This is a genomic window from Pseudoxanthomonas mexicana (genome assembly GCF_046736355.1).
Taxonomy (GTDB): Bacteria; Pseudomonadota; Gammaproteobacteria; order Xanthomonadales; family Xanthomonadaceae; genus Pseudoxanthomonas_A; species Pseudoxanthomonas_A mexicana_B.
In genome coordinates, this window is the sequence record NZ_CP157201.1 from 2148543 (window position 1) to 2167511 (window position 18969).

The window sequence follows — 18969 nt, forward strand, 5'->3', positions numbered from 1 at the left end:
ACGCCCGAAAACGCCACTCCCATCGCCGACCACCCGATCTTCGGCCGCCTGAGCTGGAGCGCGCTCCCGCTGCACGAGCCGATCCTGATCGCCACCTTCGCCGGCGTGGTGCTCGGCGGCCTGGCCATGCTCTACCTGCTGACCCGCTACCGGCTGTGGGGCAGGCTGTGGCGCGACTGGATCACCAGCATCGACCACAAGAAGATCGGCATCATGTACATGGTGCTGGGCCTGGTGATGCTGCTGCGCGGCTTCGCCGACGCGTTGATGATGCGCCTGCAGCAGGCCATGGCCTTCGGCGACAACCTCGGCTACCTGCCGCCGCACCACTACGACCAGATCTTCACCGCCCACGGCGTGATCATGATCTTCTTCGTGGCCATGCCGCTGGTCACCGGCCTGATGAACTACCTGGTGCCGCTGCAGATCGGCACCCGCGACGTCGCCTTCCCGTTCCTCAACAACTTCAGCTTCTGGATGACCGCCGCCGGCGCCGGGCTGGTGATGGTGTCGCTGTTCGTCGGCGAGTTCGCCAAGACCGGCTGGCTGGCCTACCCGCCGCTGTCGGGCATCGACTACAGCCCCGACGTCGGCGTGGACTACTACATCTGGGCGCTGCAGATAGCCGGCGTCGGCACGTTGCTGTCGGGCGTGAACCTGATAGTGACCATCGTCAAGATGCGCGCGCCGGGCATGACCCTGATGCGGATGCCGGTGTTCACCTGGACCGCGCTGTGCACCAACGTGCTGATCGTGGTGACCTTCCCGGTGCTGACCGCGGTGCTGGCGCTGCTGGCGCTGGACCGCTACGCGGGGACCAACTTCTTCACCAACGATCTCGGCGGCAACCCGATGATGTACGTGAACCTGATCTGGATCTGGGGCCATCCGGAGGTCTACATCCTGATCCTGCCGCTGTTCGGCGTGTACTCCGAGATCGTGGCCACCTACTCGGGCAAGCGCCTGTTCGGCTACAGCTCGATGGTCTACGCCACCGTGGTGATCACCATCCTGTCCTACCTGGTGTGGCTGCACCACTTCTTCACGATGGGCTCGGGCGCCAGCGTCAACTCGTTCTTCGGCATCACCACGATGATCATCTCGATCCCCACGGGCGCGAAGATCTTCAACTGGCTGTTCACCATGTACCGCGGGCGGATCCGCTTCGAGGTGCCGATGCTGTGGACGATCGGCTTCATGGTCACCTTCGTCGTCGGCGGCATGACCGGCGTGCTGCTGGCGGTGCCGCCGGCCGACTTCGTGCTGCACAACAGCCTGTTCCTGGTCGCGCATTTCCACAACGTGATCATCGGCGGCGTGGTGTTCGGCCTGTTCGCCGGCATGACGTTCTGGTTCCCGAAGGCGTTCGGCTTCAAGCTCGACGACTTCTGGGGGAAGATGTCGTTCTGGTTCTGGCTGGCCGGCTACTGGTTCGCCTTCACCCCGCTGTACGTGCTGGGCCTGATGGGCGTGACCCGCCGCGTCAGCCACTTCACCGATCCCTCGCTGCAGATCTGGTTCCAGATCGCCGCCTTCGGCGCGGTGCTGGTCGCCATCGGCATCGCCTGCTTCCTGATCTGCATCTTCGTCAGCTTCCGCAGGCGCGAGCAGCTGCGCGACGTCAACGGCGACCCGTGGGACGGCCGCAGCCTGGAATGGTCCACCTCCTCGCCGCCGCCGGAGTACAACTTCGCCTTCACCCCGGTGGTGCACGACAACGACGCCTGGTGGGACATGAAGCAGCGCGGCGCCAGGCGGCCACTGGCCGGCTTCCTGCCGATCCACATGCCGAGGAACACCGCCGCCGGCGTGGTCATCGCCGGCCTGAGCACCGTGTGCGGCTTCACCCTGGTCTGGCACGTGTGGTGGCTGGCGATCGCCTCGCTGGCGGCCACGGTCATCGCCGCCATCGTCCACAGCTTCAACTACAAGCGCGACTACCACATCCCGGCGCAGACCGTGGCCGGGACCGAGGAGCAGCGCACCGCCCTGCTGAACGCCCATGTCTGACGCCCACGCCCTCCCCGCCGCAGGCGCGTCGCCCGCGCCCGGGCAGCCGCCGCAGTTCTACGACCTGTCCGGCCGCCACCATCCGCAGCAGGGCACCCTGCTCGGGTTCTGGCTGTACCTGATGAGCGACTGCCTGATCTTCGCCTGCCTGTTCGCCGTCTACGGCGTGCTCGGCCGCAACTACGCGGCCGGCCCCACCGGCGCGGACCTGTTCGACCTGCAACTGGTCGCGGTCAACACGGCGATGCTGCTGCTGTCCTCGATCACCTACGGCTTCGCGATGCTGTCCATGCAGCGCCGGCACGTCGCCGGCGTGCTGCTGTGGCTGGCGGTGACCGGCGTGTTCGGCCTGGCCTTCCTGGGCCTGGAGCTGTACGAGTTCTCGCACCTGATCCACCAGGGCGCCGGCCCGCGGCGCAGCGCGTTCCTGTCGGCGTTCTTCGCGCTGGTCGGCACCCACGGCCTGCACGTGGCCTTCGGCATCGTCTGGCTGGTGGTGCTGATGGTGCAGGTGCGGCGCTACGGGCTGGGCCCGGAGAACCGCCGCCGGCTGCTGTGCCTGTCGATGTTCTGGCACTTCCTCGACGTCGTCTGGATCGGCGTCTTCACCTTCGTCTACCTGATGGGAGCGCTGCCATGAGCCAGCCCCGCGACCCGCACGCGACCCACGGCCACGACGAGCACGGCGGCGAGCACGGCCCGCACGTCGGGCACGACGAGGCCGCGCACGGCAGCCTGCGCGACTACGTCGTCGGCTTCGTGCTGTCGGTGATCCTGACCGTGATCCCGTTCTGGCTGGTGATGGGCGGCGTCTTCGCCGACTCGGGCGTCACCGCGCTGGTGATCCTGGGCTTGGCGGCGGTCCAGATCGTCGTGCAGATGGTGTACTTCCTGCACATGAACGCCAGGTCGGAAGGCGGCTGGAACCTGCTGGCACTGATCTTCACCCTGGTGCTGGTGGTGATCGTGCTGGCCGGCTCGCTGTGGGTCATGCACCACCTCAACGTCAACATGATGCCGATGTCGCCACACGACGTGCGCAACCTGCCTTGATATCCGCGCGTCTGTGCCGCTTTGAGTACGGCGTGGGCCGCGCTGGCATGGCTGGGAAGCCGAGCAAGCTCGGCTCTACAACGAGTTTGGCTGTAGAGCCGAGCTTGCTCGGCTCGCCACGCCCGGATGCGGGAAGCGGCCCTGACGAGGCCCTCTGTATCGCATCGCGATGGCCCTGGCCTGTGGGAAAGCGCATAACACACCCTAGCCCACCGGCGGCAACGGGCACGCAACCATGAATGAGCAACTCGGCCCCACGACAAGCCCGCACAAAAACGCCACAGCCACGCGCCCGCCACGCGGCCCATTGGCACTGACACTGTTGGCGGCAGCATTCACCTGCGGCGTGGCACTTTTCACCACGCTCGGCATCTGGCAATTGCAGCGCCTGGCCTGGAAGCACGACCTGATCGCGCGGGTGGAAGCGCGCGTGCATGCCGCGCCCGCGCCGGCTCCCGACGCCGCGGCCTGGGCCTCCACGCCGAAGCAGCAGGAATACCGCCGCGTGCGCCTGCAAGGCCGCTGGCTGCAAGGCCGCGACACCCGCGTGCAGGCGGTGACCGAGGCCGGTCCCGGCCGCTGGCTGCTGCGCCCGCTGCGCCGCGACGACGGCAGCGTGGTGCTGGTGAACCTGGGCTTCGTGCCGGAGGACTGGCGCGCGCCACCGCCGGCCGCGGAAACGGCCGACGTGACCGGACTGCTGCGCCTGTCCGAACCCGGCGGCGGCTTCCTGCGCCGCAACGCACCGGCCGAGGATCGCTGGCACTCGCGCGACGTCGAGGCCATCGCCGCCCATCACGGATTGGCGAACGCCGCCCCGTTCTTCGTCGATGCCGACGCCGCCTCGGCCGCGCAGGCCGGCACGCCGTGGCCCCGCGGCGGGCTGACGGTGGTACGGTTCCGCGACAACCACCTGGGCTATGCGCTGACCTGGTTCGTGCTGGCCCTGCTGGTGGCCGGCGGCGCCTGGCGCTTCGCGCTGGAGGAATCGCGCATCCGCCGCCGCTGGCGCCGGCACCGCACGGAAACCCCTTGATGCTCACCCTGGACAACGCGGAACACGACACCCCCAAGCGGCAGGCCTTCGAGTCGGCGCGCAGCGACACCACCCGCGGCGCCGCCGCGCGCAGCATGCAGCAGCTGATCCAGTTGCGCTGGATTGCGATGGTCGGCCAGCTCGCCACGATCGGCTTCGTCCACTTCGCGCTGGACATCCGCCTGCCGCTGGCGGCGATGCTCAGCGTCGTCGCCTACCTGGCGCTGTTCAACCTGGCCAGCCTGATCTTCTGGCGGCCGCGCCAGCACGTGAGCGATCTGGCGCTGCTGGCCGCGCTGCTGGTCGACGTGGCCGCGCTGACCGCGCAGTTGCACCTGAGCGGCGGCATCACCAACCCGTTCGTGTTCCTGTACCTGCTGCAGGTGGCGCTGGGCGCGGTGCTGCTGCCGGCCTGGGCCGGATGGGTGGTGTTGGCCGCCAGCGGCGTCGGCGTGCTGGGACTGGTGGTGTTCCCGGGGCCGGTGACGATCGCCGCCGAGCCGGCGCGCGGCATCGCCGATCCCTACGTGCAGGGGTTGTTGGCCTGCTTCGTGCTGACCGCGGTGCTGGCCGGCGTGTTCATCGGCCGCATCGCGCGCATCCTGCGCGACCGCGACGCGCGCCTGGCCGACCTGCGCCAGCAGGCCGCCGAAGAGGAGCACATCGTGCGCATGGGCCTGCTCGCCTCCGGCGCCGCGCACGAGCTGGGCACGCCGCTGGCCACGCTGTCGGTGCTGCTCGGCGACTGGCGGCGGATGGAGCCGTTCTCCGCGCACCCGGAACTGCAGCAGGACCTGGACGAGATGCAGACCCAGCTCGAACGCTGCAAGGCCATCGTCACCGGCATCCTGCTGTCGGCCGGCGACGCCCGTGGCGAGGCGCCGGCGCAGACCACGCTGGTGGGCTTCCTCGACGAACTGGCCAGCGACTGGTGCGCCACCCGCCCGGTGAACACGCTGGACTACCGCCGCCACCTCGACGAGGACGTGCCGATCGTGTCCGACTCGGGCCTGAAGCAGATGATCGGCAACATCCTCGACAACGCGCTGGAGGCCTCGCCGGACTGGGTCGGGCTGGAAGTCACCCGCGAAGGCGACAACGGCGAGTTGCTGCGGCTGAAGGTCAGCGACGCCGGGCCGGGTTTCACCGCCGCGACGCTGGCCGATTTCGGCAAGCCCTACAATTCCAGCAAGGGGCGTCCGGGCGGCGGGCTCGGCCTGTTCCTGTCGCTGAACGTGGCACGCAGCCTCGGCGGCCGCCTGTACGCGGCCAACCGCCAGCCGCGCGGCGCCGAGGTGGTGCTGGAACTGCCGCTGTCGGCGCTGGCGCTGGACAGGCACGAACCGGAGCAATCCGATGAGCAATGAAAACGCCACTTCCCCGCCTCGCCGCCTGCTGATCGTCGAGGACGACGCCGCCTTCGCCCGCACCCTGACCCGCTCGTTCGAGCGGCGCGGCTACGAAGTGCGCCACGCCGGCGGCCAGGCCGACCTGGAAGGCGTGCTGCAGGATTTCTCGCCCGGCTACGCGGTGGTGGACCTGAAGCTGGCCGGCGGCAGTTCCGGCCTGGCCTGCGTGCAGGCTCTGCACGCGCGCGATCCGAAGATGCTGATCGTGGTGCTGACCGGCTACGCCAGCATCGCCACCGCGGTGGAGGCGATCAAGCTCGGCGCCTGCCACTACCTGGCCAAGCCCTCCAACACCGACGACATCGAGGCGGCCTTCGGCCGCGCCGAAGGCAACGCCGAGGTCGGCCTGGGCGAGCGCCCCACCTCGATCAAGACGCTGGAATGGGAGCGCATCCACGAAGTTCTGGCCGAGACCGGCTTCAACGTCTCCGAAACCGCCCGCCGGCTGGGCATGCACCGGCGCACGCTGGCGCGCAAGCTGGGCAAGCAGCAGGTGAAGTAGCCGGCGACGGCAACAGCGGTTGCGGTTGCGGTTACGGTTGCCGTTGATTTTCTGCTCTTGACTTCCCCTGCCGTAAAGCGAGCCGAGCATCGCAGACCGGCAGGGCCGAAGAGCTGCCCAAACTCGCTGCGCTCAGACAAGGGCAGATCTTCGGCCCCGTTGTCCTGCGATGCTCGGCTTGCTTCAAGGCGCTGGAAATCAAAAGCATGGCAACAGCCAGAGCCAGAGCCAGAGCATGCTGAAGCTTCTGGCCCCATCCAACGGCAACGAAAAGGCCCGGTTTCCCGGGCCTTTCGTGCAATCACCCTGTTGCAGGCCGGCTCAGGCGCGCCGCGCCATCAGCAGCTTCTTGATCTCGGCGATCGCCAGCGCCGGGTTCAGGCCCTTCGGGCAGGTGCGCGCGCAGTTCATGATGGTGTGGCAGCGGTACAGCTTGAACGGGTCTTCCAGGTCGTCCAGGCGCGCGCCGGTGTCCTCGTCGCGCGAGTCGACGATCCAGCGGTAGGCCTGCAGCAGGATCGCCGGGCCGAGGTAGCGGTCACCGTTCCACCAGTAGCTCGGGCAGCTGGTCGAGCAGCAGGCGCACAGGATGCACTCGTACAGGCCGTCGAGGTGCTTGCGGTCCTCCGGCGACTGCAGGCGCTCGCGGTCCGGCGGCGGCGGGGTCTGCGTGCGGATCCACGGCTTGATCGAGGCGTACTGCGCGTAGAAGTGGGTCAGGTCCGGCACCAGGTCCTTGACCACGCTCATGTGCGGCAGCGGGTAGATCGGCACCTCTTCCTTCTTGCAGTCGCTGATGGCGCGCGTGCAGGCCAGCGTGTTGGTGCCGTCGATGTTCATCGCGCACGAACCGCAGATGCCCTCGCGGCAGGAGCGGCGGAAGGTCAGCGTGGGGTCGATCTCGTTCTTGATCTTGATGAGCGCGTCGAGAACCATCGGCCCGCACGCGTCCAGGTCCACCTCGTAGGTGTCGGTGCGCGGGTTCTGGTCGTCGTCCGGACTCCAGCGGTAGATCTTGAAGGTGCGCACGTTTCCGCCGCCGCTCTTGGCGGGGAAATGCTTGCCCTTGGTGATGCGGGAGTTCTTGGGGAGAGAAAACTCTGCCATGGCTTTCAATTCCGGGAATAGGGAATGGGGAATCGGGAATGGAAAGATCCGGAAACTGCGGCGACCGTTAAGGACGACATCGATTCCCGATTCCCCATTCCCTATTCCCGGCTTTGGTCAGTACACGCGCGGCTTCGGCGGCACCACGTCCACGTCCTTGCTGAGCGTGTACATGTGCACCGGACGATAGTCGAAGCTGCACCCGCCGCGCTCGTCCACCGTCACCAGCGTGTGCTTGTGCCAGTTGACGTCGTCGCGCTCGGGGTAGTCCTCGTGCGCGTGCGCGCCGCGGCTTTCCTTGCGCTGCTCGGCCGAGTTGATCGTCGCCACCGCGTTGAGCAGCAGGTTGTGCAGCTCGTAGGTCTCGATCAGGTCCGAGTTCCAGATCAGCGAGCGATCGGAGACCTTGACGTCCTCGAAGCTGGCGAACACCTCGGCCATCTTCCCGCAGCCTTCGGCCAGCGTCTTGCTGGTGCGGAACACCGCCGCGTCGGACTGCATCGTGCGCTGCATGCGATCGCGGATGATCGCCGTCGGCGTGCCGCCCTTGGCGTGGCGCAGCTTGTCCAGGTGCGCCAACGCCTTGTCGCAGGCGTCGGAGGCCAGCGGCTTGTGCGGGGCGTTCTTCTTGATCGTCTCGGCGCAGCGGTTGGCGACCGCGCGGCCGAACACCACCAGGTCCAGCAGCGAGTTCGAACCCAGCCGGTTGGCGCCGTGCACCGACACGCAGGCGGCCTCGCCGATGGCGTACAGGCCCGGCACCACGGCGTCGGGGTTGTCGCCGACCTTGCGCACCACCTCGCCGTGGTAGTTGGTCGGGATGCCGCCCATGTTGTAGTGCACGGTCGGGATCACCGGGATCGGCTGCTTGGTCACGTCCACGCCGGCGAAGATGTGCGCGCTTTCGGCGATGCCGGGCAGCTTCTCGTTGATCACTTCCGGGCCCAGGTGGGTCAGGTCGAGCAGGATGTGGTCCTTGTGCTCGCCGACGCCGCGGCCCTCGCGGATCTCGATGGTCATCGAACGCGACACCACGTCGCGCGAGGCCAGGTCCTTGTAGTGCGGGGCATAGCGCTCCATGAAGCGCTCGCCGCTACTGTTGCGCAGGATGCCGCCTTCGCCGCGCACGCCCTCGGTGATCAGGCAGCCGGCGCCGTAGATGCCGGTCGGGTGGAACTGCACGAACTCCATGTCCTGCATCGGCAGGCCGGCGCGCATCACCAGGCCGCCGCCGTCGCCGGTGCAGGTGTGGGCCGAAGTGGCGCTGAAGTAGGCGCGGCCGTAGCCGCCGGTGGCCAGCACCACGCCGTGGGCGCGGAACAGGTGCAGCGAGCCCTCGGCCATGTCCAGGGCCAGCACGCCGCGGCAGACGCCTTCCTCGTCGAAGATGAGGTCGAGCGCGAAGTACTCGATCATGAAGCGCGCATCATGCGCCAGCGACTGCTGGTACAGCGTGTGCAGCATCGCGTGGCCGGTGCGATCGGCGGCGGCGCAGGTGCGCTGCGCCGGCGGGCCCTCGCCGTAGCGGGTGGTCATGCCACCGAACGGGCGCTGGTAGATCTTGCCTTCCTCGGTGCGCGAGAACGGCACGCCGTAGTGCTCCAGCTCGATGATCGCCGGGATCGCCTCGCGGCACATGTACTCGATGGCGTCCTGGTCGCCCAGCCAGTCCGAGCCCTTGATGGTGTCGTAGAAGTGATAGCGCCAGTCGTCCTCGCCCATGTTGCCCAGCGCGGCGGAGATGCCGCCCTGCGCGGCCACGGTGTGCGAACGGGTCGGGAAGACCTTGGTCAGGCACACCGTCTGCAGGCCCTTCTGGGCCAGGCCGAAGGTGGCGCGCAGGCCGGCGCCGCCGGCGCCGACGACGACCATGTCGTACTTGTGTTCGGTGATCTTGTAGGCGGACATGCTGTCTGGATTCCTGTCGGGACCGGCGGCTCAGGCGCCGAGTGCGATGCGGGCAACCGCGAAGATGCTGACGATTGCGCCCAGCACGGCGACGAACTTCACCGTCACCTGCAGGGCCAGGGCCAGAAGCGAGTTGTGGATGTAGTCCTCCAGGATGACCTGCAGGCCGATCTGCGCATGCCAGAACATCGCCACCAGGAAACCGACCAGCAGGATCGCGTTCCACGGCCGGGACACCGCCTCGACCGCGGTGGCGTGGTCGCTGCCGACCAGTCCCAGCACGAAGATCAGGAACCAGGTCGCCAGCAGGACCAGCGCGGTGGCGGTCAGGCGCTGGTGGACGAAATGCTCGGTGCCGATCTTGGCGGCGCCCAGGCCGCGCACGTTCTTCAGCGGCGTGCGGAACTTGTTGCTCATGCGGCACCTCCCTGGAACAGCAGCCAGCCCCAGATCAGCGCGGTGATCACCAGGCTGCCGATGACCGACAGCCAGCTGCTGCGCACGAACGCGGGGATGCTGAAGCCGATGGCGAAATCCTGCACGACGTGGCGGATGCCGTTGCACAGGTGGTAGGCGAAGGCCCAGCTCCAGCCGAACAGGAAGGCCTTGCCGTACCAGGCGGCGGCCAGCTCGGTGACGCAGGCCCAGGCCTGCGGCCCCAGCATCAGCGCCAGCAGCGCGGCGGCGATCAGCAGTGCGCCGAAGGCCAGCAGCACGCCGGTGGCGCGGTGCAGGATCGAAGTGACCATCTGGATCTGCCACCGGTACACCTGCAGGTGCGGTGAAAGCGGACGTTCTCGGGTCGCCATGCGCTGCGCTCGTTGTCTCGGCTGTGCGGTCATGCGACCGCGTTGGCTAAATGCTGCTCAGAAATCGACGCAGCGTCCGTTTTTTTCCCAATCCCCATAACGGGTGGGTTCCAATCCACCGCGTCCGCCGATCTCCCTGCGTGTCTCCTCCCCGCCGCCGTCCGCCTGCGGAAGCTCCTCCGCGGGCGACTGCGTTCCAGCCTTGGGTTCGGGAATGGAAGGGCTTTGACCTATCATGGGAATCTCGCAACGCACAAAATTTTAATCCCCGGCACCTTGGCTTACAACCTTTCCCCTACCAATGCGTCGTTTTCCGCCCTGCCCGGCTATGCGGCGGTGGCGCTGGAAGGCGCGGACGCCGGCGTTTTCGCGCAGGCGCAGTTCGCCAACGACGTCGCCGCGCTGCCGACCGGGCACTGGCAATGGAACGCCTGGCTGACGCCCAAGGGCCGCGTGCTGGCGGTGTTCGCGCTGCTGAAGCTGGCGCAGGACCGGTTGCTGCTGATCCTGCCCGACCACCCCGCCGACGCGTTCGTCGAGCAGTTGCAGCGCTTCGTCTTCCGCCGCAAGGTCGTGATCCGCCGCTGCGACGAGCCTGTAACCGGCGCCCTGGCCTCCCCGCTTCGCGCCGCCGGCAACACCATAGCCCACGATGGCGAGGGCATCGAGATCGACTTTGGCAGCACGGCGCATCCGCGCACGCTGCGCCTGGCCGCCGCCGCCGATCCGGTGGAGGATACCGGCGCGTGGGCCGCGAACGATTTGCATTTCGGCCTGCCGCGGCTGTCGGAAGCGCAGCGCGGCCAGTGGACGCCGCAGCAGTTGTCGCTGGATCGCCTGCCGGCCTACAGCGTGCGCAAGGGCTGCTACCCCGGCCAGGAAATCGTCGCGCGCACGCATTTCTTCGGCAAGGCCAAGCGCGCACTGGCGCTGCTGGAAGCCGATGCCGCGATCGCCGAAGGCGCGAGCGTCGGCACGCAGGACAACACCGCCATCGGCGAGATCGTCTGCGTCCGCCCGGAAGACGGGCGATGGCTGGCGCTGGCGGTGGTGTCGGCGGACATGGAGGAAGGCCCGCTGCAGGCCGGCGGCGCGTCGGTCCGGCGCATCCCGTTGCGCGAAGGCCTGCAACGCTAGCGCAGGTATCGGGTGCCGGCCCGGCATCGGTCCACCGCCATTCCAGCGCAGGCGCGACGATAAATGGCGCATGTGCCCCGCCGCCCATCGCGTGCCGTCCGCGCATTCCACCGCGGACGCCCGCCCGAGCCTGATTGATCCAGATCATTTCGTTCCGCGCCTCCCTGCCTAGACTGGCCACTCAAACTGAGGGAGCGTGCGCATGGACTACGACGTCGTGATCATCGGGGCCGGTCCGGCCGGCCTGTGCCTGGCCAAGGCCTTCGCCGACCAGTCGCTGAAGGTGGCGGTGGTGGAACGGCAGCCGGCCGACGCCATCGCCGAGCCGGCCTTCGACGGACGCGAGATCGCCCTCACCCACGCCTCGGTGCGGCTGCTCACCCGCCTGGGCGTGTGGCGGCACATCGCCGGGGAGGAAGTGTCCGCGCTGCGCCACGCGCAGGTGATGACCGGCGATTCGCCGGCGCAGCTGCGCATCGACAGCTCGCTGACCGACAAGCCGCAGCTGGGCTACCTGGTGCCCAACCACCTGATCCGGCGCGCCGCATGGCAGGCGCTGCAGGAGGCCAACGACGTCACCCTGCACACCGAGGCCCGCGTCGCCGCCGTGTCCACCGACGAGCGCGAAGCCTGCGTCACCCTGCATGACGGCACGCTGCTGCACGGCGCCCTGCTGGTCGCCGCCGACAGCCGTTTCTCGCAGACCCGGCGCGCGATGGGCATCGGCGCCGAGCAGCAGGATTTCGGCAAGCACATGCTGGTCTGCCGCATGTCGCACGAGGCCGAGCATGGCCAGGTCGCCTGGGAATGGTTCGGCCACGGCCAGACCCTGGCCCTGCTGCCACTGCGCGAGCACCTGGCCTCGGTGGTGCTGACGGTGACCGAACCGGAGGCGCAGCGGTTGCACGCGCTGGACGAGGCCGCCTTCGCGCAGGAGATGCGCGAGCGCTTCGGTGGCCGTCTCGGCGCGATGCGGCTGGAGAGCACGCGCCATCTGTATCCGTTGATCGGCGTCTATGCGCGCCGTTTCGTCGGCCGCCGCTTCGCGCTGGCCGGCGATGCCGCGGTCGGCATGCATCCGGTCACCGCGCATGGCTTCAACCTCGGCCTGGCCAGCGTCGAACGGCTGGCCGACATGACCGCCACCGCGCGCGCCGAAGGCCTGGACCTGGCCGCGCCATCGCTGCTGGCGCGCTATGAGCGCCGCCACCGCGCCGGCACGCTGCCGCTGTACCTGGCCACGCGCGCGATCGTCGGCGTGTTCACCGACGATCGTCCGCTGATGCGCCATGCCCGCCAGGCCGGCCTGGCGCTGGTCGCGCGGCTGCGCCCGTTCCGCCGCGCGGTGGCCGCGACGCTGGCCGACGAAGGCCCGGTCGATGCGTCATGGACGCAGCGGCTGCGTAAGGGCCTCGCGCACCTGCGTCCCGGCAGCGGTTGAATCCCGCCGGCTGCGATAGTCCCCGTGGAGCGGAGCTTGCTCCGCTGCTCTCGATTTGGAGTTCCCGGCTCCGGAACCCGCGCAGCCGAGCAAGCGCGGCGCTACGGCAATCCTGCTGCTGCGAGGCCGTTCATCGGCTCAGGCCTTGCGGCACTGCCCGACCCAGGCGACGAACTTGTCCACGTAGTCCTGCAGGAACTTGCGGGTGTCGTCGTGGAGGATGTTGCCCTCGGCGTCGATGCGATCCTCCTTGAACTGCACGTAGGCCTCCGGCACGCCCATCAGCCTGACACCCAGGTACAGCAGCACGTTGCGCAGGTGCTGCTGCGCCATCGACGTGCCCGGCGCGCCCGGCGAGGCGCCCAGGGCCGCGCCCGGCTTGCCGTTGAACGAGTTGGTGCCCCACGGGCGCGAGCCGATGTCCAGCGCGTTCTTCAGCACGCCGGGAAACGAGCGGTTGTATTCCGGCGTGACCACCAGCAGCGCATCGGCAGCCTCGACGGCCTGCTTCAGGCGCGTGCCCTCTGCCGGGTAGTCCTGGTCGAAATCCTGGTTGTACAGCGGCAGGTCGTCGATGCGCAGGTAGTCGAAGCGCCAGCCTTCGGGCAGCAGCTTCTCCAGCGCCTTCGCCAGCCGGCGGTTGTACGACTCCTTGCGCAGGCTGCCGACCAGCACGGCGACCGTGATCTTGCTCATGGGGCTTCTCCGCGACGCGAACCGGCGGCCAGTATCGCCGCCGGTCCGTCAGGGCGCCGTTAATTGTTGTGCCGTCCCTTGTAGAGCCGAGCTTGCTCAGCTGCGCGGGCTCCGGAACCTGGAAAGCAGCGGAGTAAGCTCCGCTCTACCCGGGCCGGGGTCACTACGCTAGCCGGGCCGCCGCGGCCACGATGTCCTGCTCGGACGGCAGCACCAGGAACGCCGCGCCGGCCAGCGGCGTGTAGGTGTCGGCGCCGACCACGCGCTGGAACGGGCGCGCGCCGTAGCCGCCTTCGGCGATCGCGGTGATCACGCCCTCGCCCACGCCGGCCGAATGGCGGCCCTCGTCGACGATCAGAATGCGCCGGGCGCTGGCCGCCTGCGCGGCGATGAAGGCCTCGTTGAGCGGCACCAGCCAGCGCAGGTCGACCACGCGCACCTGCCAGCCGTGCGCGGCCTCGATCTCGCACGCGGCGCGCAGGCTCATCGGCACGCCGTTGCCGTAGGTGAAGATCACCAGGTCCCCGGCATCGGCGTCGTAGACGCGACCCTCGCCCAGCGGCATCGCCTCGTCCTGCGCCGGATACGGGAACAGCCACTGGCCGTCGCCGGGCTCGTGCAGATCCTTGGTCATGTACAGCGCGATCGGTTCGAGGAACGCGGTGACGCGGCCGTCCACCTTGGCCAGCGCGGCCAGCGTGCGCAGCATCGTCGCCGCGTCGTCGCCGCGCGACGGGCAGCCGACCACCAGCCCCGGGATGTCGCGCAGCGCGGCGATCGAGTTGTCGTTGTGGAAATGCCCGCCGAAGCCGCGCTGGTAGCCCAGCCCGGCGATGCGCACCACCATCGGGTTGCGGTACTGGTCGTTGCTGAAGAACTGCAGCGACGCCGCCTCGCCGCGGATCTGGTCGCAGGCGTTGTGGAAGTAGGCCAGGTACTGGATCTCCGGCAACGGCAGCATGCCCATGTTGGCGTAGCCCTGCGCCAGGCCGAGGATCATCGTCTCGTCCAGCAGCGTGTTGAACACGCGGCCGCCCTTGAACGCCTTGTGCAGGCCCTTGGTGACGGTGTAGACGCCGCCCTTCTGCGCCACGTCCTCGCCGAACAGCAGCGTTTCTGGATACTTGCAGAACAGGTCGTGCAGCGCGTTGTTGATCTGGATGGCCAGATGGCGCGGCGGCAGGTTCTCCGGCAGCTTGTCCTCGCCGCCGAACACCGCCAGGCGCTTGTCGCGCGGCGCCTCGCGCGCGGCTTCCGCGGCGACGGCATCGGGCGTGTACGGCGCAAGCGGCGCGATCACCTCCCCCAGCGAGGTGATCCTGGGCCGGCGATCGGCTTCCTCGGCGGCGGCGAAGCAGCGCACGCGGATGCGCTCGTACAGCGCCAGCAGCTCGTCCTTCGACATCAGCCCCGATTCCAGCGCGATCGCGGCGCTGCGCAGCAGCGGATCGGTGGCCTCGACCGCGCACAGTTCCTCGATGGGCCGCCACTCGATCTCGAAGTCGGTGCCGGCGTGGCCCATGATGCGGGTGGTGCGCAGGTGCAGGAAGGTCGGCCGGCGCGTGCGCCGGCAGTGCTCCACCGCCGCCTGGACCTGGCCGTAGCCGGCGGCCAGGTCCAGGCCGTCGGCATGGAAGTAGTCCAGGTCGGCGCGGTCGCGGAAGTTGCGGCCGATCCAGCCGTCCGGCGTCTTCACCGAGATGCCGATGCCGTTGTCCTCGCAGACGAACAGCACCGGCGCCGGCAGCTTCTGGTAGGCGGTCCACGCCGCCGCGTTGAACGCGGTCTGCGCGGTGGCATGGTTGCTCGACGCATCGCCGAACGAGCAGATCGCGATGCTGTCGTCGGGAACCGGCAGCGCATGGCCGATGCGGCGCGCCTGCTCGATGGCGATGGCCGTGCCCAGCGCCTTGGGCAGGTGCGAGGCGATGGTCGAGGTCTGCGGCAGCACCCACAACGGCTTGCTGCCCCAGACCTTGTGGCGGCCGCCGGAAGCCGGATCCTCGGCGCTGGCGACGAAAGACAGCGCCGAATCCATCACCGGATCCATGCCCGGCAGCTTGCGGAAGCGCTCGGCCATGAAGCCGCCGCTGCGGTAGTGCAGGAACGCCGGATCGGTATGCCGGGCCAGCCGCGCGACCATCGCGTTGCCCTCGTGGCCGCTGCTGCCGATGGTGTAGAAGACCTTGTTCTGCACGCGCAGCACGCGCGCCATCAGGTCCAGGTGGCGCGAGATCAGCTGCGATTCCAGCAGTTCGGCGAAGCCGCGCGCGTCCAGCGCGCTGCCGTCGAGGATCGCGCCGGACGGCGCCGGCCGGGATTGCGCCTGCCCACGCCAGTCGCGCACGAACTGCTGGAAGTTGACGTCGCAGATCTCGGCGCGGTTGAGGCCCTTCATGCGGGCCGGGATGGGGGTGGGAACGGTGGCGAACATGGCGGTCGAGGATCCGGTTCCGGGCGTGGCGGTCGATGTGGGGAATACGGTTGCGCCGCCACCTTCCCTCTACGGCCGTATGGGATGGCGGATCCGGCGCGCGGTCAGAACGCGCTGATGCCGGTCAGCTCGCGGCCGATCACCAGCTGGTGCACGGTCTCGGTGCCCTCGTAGGTGATCACCGACTCCAGGTTCAGCGCGTGGCGGATGGCGGCGTGCTCGGTGGTGATGCCGGCGCCGCCGAGCAGGTCGCGGCACTCGCGCGCGATGTCGATGGCCATGCGGCAGTTGTTCCACTTGGCCAGCGAGACCTGCTGCGGCTGCATCGCGCCGGCGTCCTTCAACCGGCCCAGCTGCAGCACCAGCAACTGCGCCAGGGTGATGCGGCGGGCCATCTCGGCCAGCTTGATCTGCGCGCTCTGTGTGGCCGCGACCGGGCGGTCGAACAGGATGCGTTCCTTGGAATAGTTCAGCGCCTCGTCCAGGCAGGCGATGGCCGCGCCGATCGGGCCCCAGGTGATGCCGTAGCGGGCCTGGGTCAGGCAGCCCAGCGGCCCCTTCAGGCCCTTGACGTTGGGCAGGCGGTTGGCGTCGGGCACGCGCACGTTGTCGAAGAACAGCGAGCTGGTCACCGACGCGCGCAGCGACATCTTGTGCTTGATCTCCTGCGCGGTGAAGCCGGGCATGCCCTTCTCCAGCACGAAGCCCTGGATGCCGTCGTCGGTCTGCGCCCAGACGATCGCGATGTCGGCCAGGTTGCCGTTGGTGATCCACATCTTGGAACCGTTGATCACCCAGTCGCCGCCGTCGCGCACCGCGCGCGTCTTCATGTTGGCCGGATCGGAACCGCCGTGCGGCTCGGTCAGGCCGAAGCAGCCGATGACCTTGCCGGCGGCCATGTCGGGCAGCCAGCGCTGGCGCTGCTCCTCGCTGCCGTAGGCGTAGATGGGGTACATGCACAGCGACGACTGCACGCTGACGAAGCTGCGGATGCCGGAATCGCCGCGCTCCAGTTCCTGGCAGATCAGGCCGTAGCTGACCGCGTTGAGGCCGGCGCAGCCGTACTGCTCCGGCAGCGAGGAACCGAGCAGGCCCAGGCTGGCGATTTCCTCCACCAGTTCCTTCGGGAAGCGGCCCTGGTCGAAGGCCTCGCCGATGATCGGGATGACCCGCTCGTCGGTGAAGCGCGCCACCGTGTCCTGCACCGCGCGCTCCTCGTCGCTGAGCAGGGAGCGGACATCGAACAGATCGTAGGGATGCAGGGCCATGCGCGGAAGTCCGGTTCGGGTCAATCCGGCATTGTATTCGGGTCCGCGCGGGCGCCGTAAGCTTCAGTCCGCAAAGCAAAGGCCGGCGAAACGCCGGCCTTTGCGGGGTCCTTTCGTGGAAACGTCAGCCCTGGGCCGGCGTGCCCGCCGAGGCGGTGCGGGTGACCACCTGGCCGTCGATGACCGGCAGGCGATCGCTGGCCGGCTTCTCGTCCAGGCGGATGGTGCGCTCCTGGCCGTCCAGGCGGTAGGTCACGTCGTAGCCGATGACCTTGTCGGTGTTGCCCAGCGCGATGCGGGTGCCGGGCTTGTCGGCCATGCGCATGGTGCCGGTCGAGCCGTCCGGGTTGCGGTAGGTGACGTTGTAGCCGGTCACCCGCGACGATTCGGAGGTCGCGTTCTCGGTATGGCACTGGCGTTCGGTGCGGGTCACCACGCGGCCGCCGACATGGTTCTTGTCGACGCGGTTGCCGATGGCGCCGCCGGCGACCGCGCCGGCCACGGTGGCGGCCTTGCGACCGCTGCCCTTGCCGACCTGGTTGCCGAGCAGGCCGCCGACCACCGCGCCGGCCACCGTGCCGCCGACGTTGCCGTCGCGCTCGGGCAGGCGCTCCTGCACCACCACGTCCTCGCAGACCTCGCGCGGGGTCACGCTGGTGGTGGTCTCGCGCACCGGCTCGGTGCCGATGACGCTGGCGTAGAGCTTCTCGCGCGTGGTCACCGGCGCGACCTTGATCACGTCGGCATACTGCAGCGCCGGCGCGGTCGGGATGTTGCTGTCGATCAGGCGCGCATCGTCGGCCGGCTCCACCGGTTCGAGGATGGCCGCGGGCGGCACCGCGGCGATGGGCGCGGCATCGCTGTCGCGATTCTTCATGAAGGCCGCGGTGGCCACGCCCCCGACCAGCAACGCGCCGGCGGCCACCAGGATTGTCGTGGTATTGCTCTTCATCACTGCCTCCCTTCGTCCTCATCCCGGGCAACCCGGTCCGGCATCATTGCAGCACTACGAACCTGAATGAAATCCCGGAACCCGGGCGACTTCCAGACTGCACGATGAACGGCATCCATTGATCCCCGCGGCTGCGGGATTCATCTTAGCGCCGTCACCCACGAGGCACGGTCATGGCCAATCCCCTGTTGCTGCCCATCATCGACTGGGCGCGCAAGCTGCGTTTCCCCACCCTGTTCAAGCTGACCGCCGGCCTGTTCCTGCTGTCGCTGCTGGTTCCGGACCCGCTCCCGTTCCTGGAGGAGATCCTGCTGGGCCTGGGCACGCTGCTGCTGGCCAACTGGAAGGATCGCCGCCGCGAGCCGCCGGCGGTGGTCGAGCCGCCCGCCAGGCGCTGACGCATGCTGGTGGACAGCCACTGCCACCTGGACGTGGCCGAACTGGCGCACGACCGCGCCGCCGTGATCGCCCGCGCACGCGCGGCCAGCGTGGTCGCGCAGGTGGTGCCGGCGATCGACGCGCAGGGCTGGCCCGGGCTGCGCGACGTCTGCGCAGCCGACGAAGGCCTGCACGCCGCCTATGGCCTGCACCCGGTGTACCTGTCTTCGCATCGCCCGGAGGACTTGCAGGACCTGCGCGGCTGGATCGAGCGCGAGCGGCCAGTGGCGATCGGCGAATGCGGGCTGGACCATTTCGTCGAGGGACTGGATCCGGAAAGCCAGCGCTTCTATTTCGACGCGCAGCTGAAGCTGGCGCGCGAATACGCGCTGCCGGTCATCGTGCACGCGCGCAAGGCGGTCGATGCGGTCATCGCCGCGATTCGCCGCGTCGGCGGGCTGCGCGGCGTGGTGCACAGCTTCTCCGGCAGCCCGCAGCAGGCCCGCCAGCTCTGGGACATGGGCTTCCTGATCGGCATCGGCGGGCCGGTGACCTACGAGCGGGCGCAACGGCTGCGGCGGCTGGTGCGCGGGATGCCGCTGGAGTACCTGCTGCTGGAAACCGATTCGCCGGACCAGCCCGACGCGGAAATCCGCGGCCAGCGCAACGAGCCGGCGCGGCTGGCCTTCATCTGCGAGACCATCGCGCGGTTGCGCGGGCAGCCGGCGGAAGCCGTCGCCGGGGCCACTACCGCCAATGCGGTGCGGCTGTTTGGCTTGGCGGACCCAATGTAGAGCGGAGCTTGCTCCGCTGCCTGCACCCGGCGCAT

The 18969-nt window shown here is 68.9% G+C and carries 19 protein-coding genes; 10 read left to right on the forward strand and 9 right to left on the reverse strand.

Going from position 1 to position 18969, the window contains the following annotated elements:
- Positions 1 to 36 precede the first annotated feature (36 nt).
- The 6 genes from cyoB (at position 37) to AAG688_RS09875 (ending at position 6010) form a co-directional block, all read left to right on the forward strand.
- A complete protein-coding gene (gene cyoB / locus AAG688_RS09850; RefSeq protein ID WP_411834983.1) occupies positions 37 to 2010 on the forward strand; it encodes a cytochrome o ubiquinol oxidase subunit I in 1974 nt (657 codons plus the stop codon).
- Positions 2003 to 2650: a cytochrome o ubiquinol oxidase subunit III gene (cyoC, locus tag AAG688_RS09855; protein WP_411832087.1), complete on the forward strand. Its 648-nt coding sequence runs from the start codon at positions 2003 to 2005 to the stop codon at positions 2648 to 2650. The genes cyoB and cyoC overlap by 8 nt, the downstream gene beginning before the upstream one ends.
- Positions 2647 to 3063 carry a cytochrome o ubiquinol oxidase subunit IV gene (gene cyoD, locus AAG688_RS09860; protein ID WP_411832088.1) on the forward strand — a complete coding sequence of 139 codons (417 nt, stop codon included), beginning with the start codon at positions 2647 to 2649 and terminating at the stop codon, positions 3061 to 3063. The genes cyoC and cyoD overlap by 4 nt, the downstream gene beginning before the upstream one ends.
- Before the next feature lie 346 nt (positions 3064 to 3409).
- Positions 3410 to 4099 carry an SURF1 family protein gene (locus AAG688_RS09865; RefSeq protein WP_411832089.1) on the forward strand — a complete coding sequence of 230 codons (690 nt, stop codon included), beginning with the start codon at positions 3410 to 3412 and terminating at the stop codon, positions 4097 to 4099.
- Entirely contained in the window at positions 4099 to 5466 is a 1368-nt protein-coding gene (locus AAG688_RS09870; RefSeq protein ID WP_411832091.1) for an ATP-binding protein, read from the forward strand. Before AAG688_RS09865 ends, AAG688_RS09870 begins: the two co-directional genes overlap by 1 nt.
- Complete coding sequence (locus tag AAG688_RS09875; RefSeq protein ID WP_411832092.1) at positions 5456 to 6010, forward strand: response regulator transcription factor; 555 nt, start codon at positions 5456 to 5458, stop codon at positions 6008 to 6010. Before AAG688_RS09870 ends, AAG688_RS09875 begins: the two co-directional genes overlap by 11 nt.
- Before the next feature lie 321 nt (positions 6011 to 6331).
- Here the strand turns inward: AAG688_RS09875 and AAG688_RS09880 are convergent, their stop codons facing one another.
- From AAG688_RS09880 to AAG688_RS09900, 5 genes are all read right to left on the reverse strand, one after another.
- Positions 6332 to 7117: a succinate dehydrogenase iron-sulfur subunit gene (locus AAG688_RS09880; protein WP_411832093.1), complete on the reverse strand. Its 786-nt coding sequence runs from the start codon at positions 7115 to 7117 to the stop codon at positions 6332 to 6334.
- A gap of 117 nt (positions 7118 to 7234) precedes the next feature.
- On the reverse strand, positions 7235 to 9025 hold the full coding sequence (gene sdhA / locus AAG688_RS09885) for a succinate dehydrogenase flavoprotein subunit (RefSeq protein ID WP_411832094.1): 1791 nt from the start codon (positions 9023 to 9025) through the stop codon (positions 7235 to 7237).
- A gap of 30 nt (positions 9026 to 9055) precedes the next feature.
- Positions 9056 to 9442, reverse strand: a complete 387-nt coding sequence (gene sdhD / locus AAG688_RS09890) for a succinate dehydrogenase, hydrophobic membrane anchor protein (protein ID WP_411832095.1) — start codon at positions 9440 to 9442, stop codon at positions 9056 to 9058.
- Positions 9439 to 9834: a succinate dehydrogenase, cytochrome b556 subunit gene (gene sdhC, locus AAG688_RS09895; RefSeq protein WP_411832096.1), complete on the reverse strand. Its 396-nt coding sequence runs from the start codon at positions 9832 to 9834 to the stop codon at positions 9439 to 9441. Before sdhC ends, sdhD begins: the two co-directional genes overlap by 4 nt.
- Before the next feature lie 57 nt (positions 9835 to 9891).
- A complete protein-coding gene (locus tag AAG688_RS09900; protein WP_411832097.1) occupies positions 9892 to 10071 on the reverse strand; it encodes a DUF1674 domain-containing protein in 180 nt (59 codons plus the stop codon).
- Positions 10072 to 10110: 39 nt separating this feature from the next.
- On the opposite strand from AAG688_RS09900, the gene AAG688_RS09905 reads away from it, so the two are divergent.
- Both AAG688_RS09905 and ubiM read left to right on the forward strand, forming a co-directional pair.
- Positions 10111 to 10971: a YgfZ/GcvT domain-containing protein gene (locus AAG688_RS09905; protein WP_411832098.1), complete on the forward strand. Its 861-nt coding sequence runs from the start codon at positions 10111 to 10113 to the stop codon at positions 10969 to 10971.
- Between the two features lie 202 nt (positions 10972 to 11173).
- Positions 11174 to 12412: a 5-demethoxyubiquinol-8 5-hydroxylase UbiM gene (ubiM, locus tag AAG688_RS09910; RefSeq protein ID WP_411832099.1), complete on the forward strand. Its 1239-nt coding sequence runs from the start codon at positions 11174 to 11176 to the stop codon at positions 12410 to 12412.
- 138 nt (positions 12413 to 12550) lie between these two features.
- Here the strand turns inward: ubiM and AAG688_RS09915 are convergent, their stop codons facing one another.
- The 4 genes from AAG688_RS09915 to AAG688_RS09930 all read right to left on the reverse strand — a co-directional run bounded on the left by AAG688_RS09915 (position 12551) and on the right by AAG688_RS09930 (position 17762).
- Positions 12551 to 13108 carry an NADPH-dependent FMN reductase gene (locus AAG688_RS09915; protein WP_411832100.1) on the reverse strand — a complete coding sequence of 186 codons (558 nt, stop codon included), beginning with the start codon at positions 13106 to 13108 and terminating at the stop codon, positions 12551 to 12553.
- Between the two features lie 163 nt (positions 13109 to 13271).
- Positions 13272 to 15542 carry a thiamine pyrophosphate-dependent enzyme gene (locus AAG688_RS09920; RefSeq protein WP_411832101.1) on the reverse strand — a complete coding sequence of 757 codons (2271 nt, stop codon included), beginning with the start codon at positions 15540 to 15542 and terminating at the stop codon, positions 13272 to 13274.
- A 104-nt stretch (positions 15543 to 15646) separates the two neighbouring features.
- Positions 15647 to 16810 carry an acyl-CoA dehydrogenase family protein gene (locus AAG688_RS09925; RefSeq protein ID WP_411832102.1) on the reverse strand — a complete coding sequence of 388 codons (1164 nt, stop codon included), beginning with the start codon at positions 16808 to 16810 and terminating at the stop codon, positions 15647 to 15649.
- A gap of 124 nt (positions 16811 to 16934) precedes the next feature.
- The gene (locus AAG688_RS09930) at positions 16935 to 17762 is read right to left on the reverse strand and encodes a glycine zipper 2TM domain-containing protein (protein ID WP_411832103.1); all 828 of its coding nucleotides are present in this window, start codon (positions 17760 to 17762) and stop codon (positions 16935 to 16937) included.
- A 173-nt stretch (positions 17763 to 17935) separates the two neighbouring features.
- On the opposite strand from AAG688_RS09930, the gene AAG688_RS09935 reads away from it, so the two are divergent.
- On the forward strand, positions 17936 to 18160 hold the full coding sequence (locus AAG688_RS09935) for a DUF6116 family protein (RefSeq protein WP_411832105.1): 225 nt from the start codon (positions 17936 to 17938) through the stop codon (positions 18158 to 18160).
- A gap of 3 nt (positions 18161 to 18163) precedes the next feature.
- Positions 18164 to 18934, forward strand: a complete 771-nt coding sequence (locus AAG688_RS09940; RefSeq protein ID WP_411832106.1) for a TatD family hydrolase — start codon at positions 18164 to 18166, stop codon at positions 18932 to 18934.
- Positions 18935 to 18969 lie beyond the last annotated feature (35 nt).

What these genes read in the sequence shown, in the direction of transcription:
- cyoC (WP_411832087.1), top strand. Translation starts at nt 2,003, where the DNA reads ATGTCTGACGCCCACGCCCTCCCCGCCGCAGGCGCGTCGCCCGCGCCC.
- cyoD (WP_411832088.1), top strand. Translation starts at nt 2,647, where the DNA reads ATGAGCCAGCCCCGCGACCCGCACGCGACCCACGGCCACGACGAGCAC.
- AAG688_RS09870 (WP_411832091.1), top strand. Translation starts at nt 4,099, where the DNA reads ATGCTCACCCTGGACAACGCGGAACACGACACCCCCAAGCGGCAGGCC.
- AAG688_RS09875 (WP_411832092.1), top strand. Translation starts at nt 5,456, where the DNA reads ATGAGCAATGAAAACGCCACTTCCCCGCCTCGCCGCCTGCTGATCGTC.
- AAG688_RS09880 (WP_411832093.1), bottom strand. Translation starts at nt 7,117, where the DNA reads ATGGCAGAGTTTTCTCTCCCCAAGAACTCCCGCATCACCAAGGGCAAG.
- sdhA (WP_411832094.1), bottom strand. Translation starts at nt 9,025, where the DNA reads ATGTCCGCCTACAAGATCACCGAACACAAGTACGACATGGTCGTCGTC.
- sdhD (WP_411832095.1), bottom strand. Translation starts at nt 9,442, where the DNA reads ATGAGCAACAAGTTCCGCACGCCGCTGAAGAACGTGCGCGGCCTGGGC.
- sdhC (WP_411832096.1), bottom strand. Translation starts at nt 9,834, where the DNA reads ATGGCGACCCGAGAACGTCCGCTTTCACCGCACCTGCAGGTGTACCGG.
- AAG688_RS09900 (WP_411832097.1), bottom strand. Translation starts at nt 10,071, where the DNA reads ATGATAGGTCAAAGCCCTTCCATTCCCGAACCCAAGGCTGGAACGCAG.
- ubiM (WP_411832099.1), top strand. Translation starts at nt 11,174, where the DNA reads ATGGACTACGACGTCGTGATCATCGGGGCCGGTCCGGCCGGCCTGTGC.
- AAG688_RS09915 (WP_411832100.1), bottom strand. Translation starts at nt 13,108, where the DNA reads ATGAGCAAGATCACGGTCGCCGTGCTGGTCGGCAGCCTGCGCAAGGAG.
- AAG688_RS09920 (WP_411832101.1), bottom strand. Translation starts at nt 15,542, where the DNA reads ATGTTCGCCACCGTTCCCACCCCCATCCCGGCCCGCATGAAGGGCCTC.
- AAG688_RS09925 (WP_411832102.1), bottom strand. Translation starts at nt 16,810, where the DNA reads ATGGCCCTGCATCCCTACGATCTGTTCGATGTCCGCTCCCTGCTCAGC.
- AAG688_RS09930 (WP_411832103.1), bottom strand. Translation starts at nt 17,762, where the DNA reads ATGAAGAGCAATACCACGACAATCCTGGTGGCCGCCGGCGCGTTGCTG.
- AAG688_RS09935 (WP_411832105.1), top strand. Translation starts at nt 17,936, where the DNA reads ATGGCCAATCCCCTGTTGCTGCCCATCATCGACTGGGCGCGCAAGCTG.
- AAG688_RS09940 (WP_411832106.1), top strand. Translation starts at nt 18,164, where the DNA reads ATGCTGGTGGACAGCCACTGCCACCTGGACGTGGCCGAACTGGCGCAC.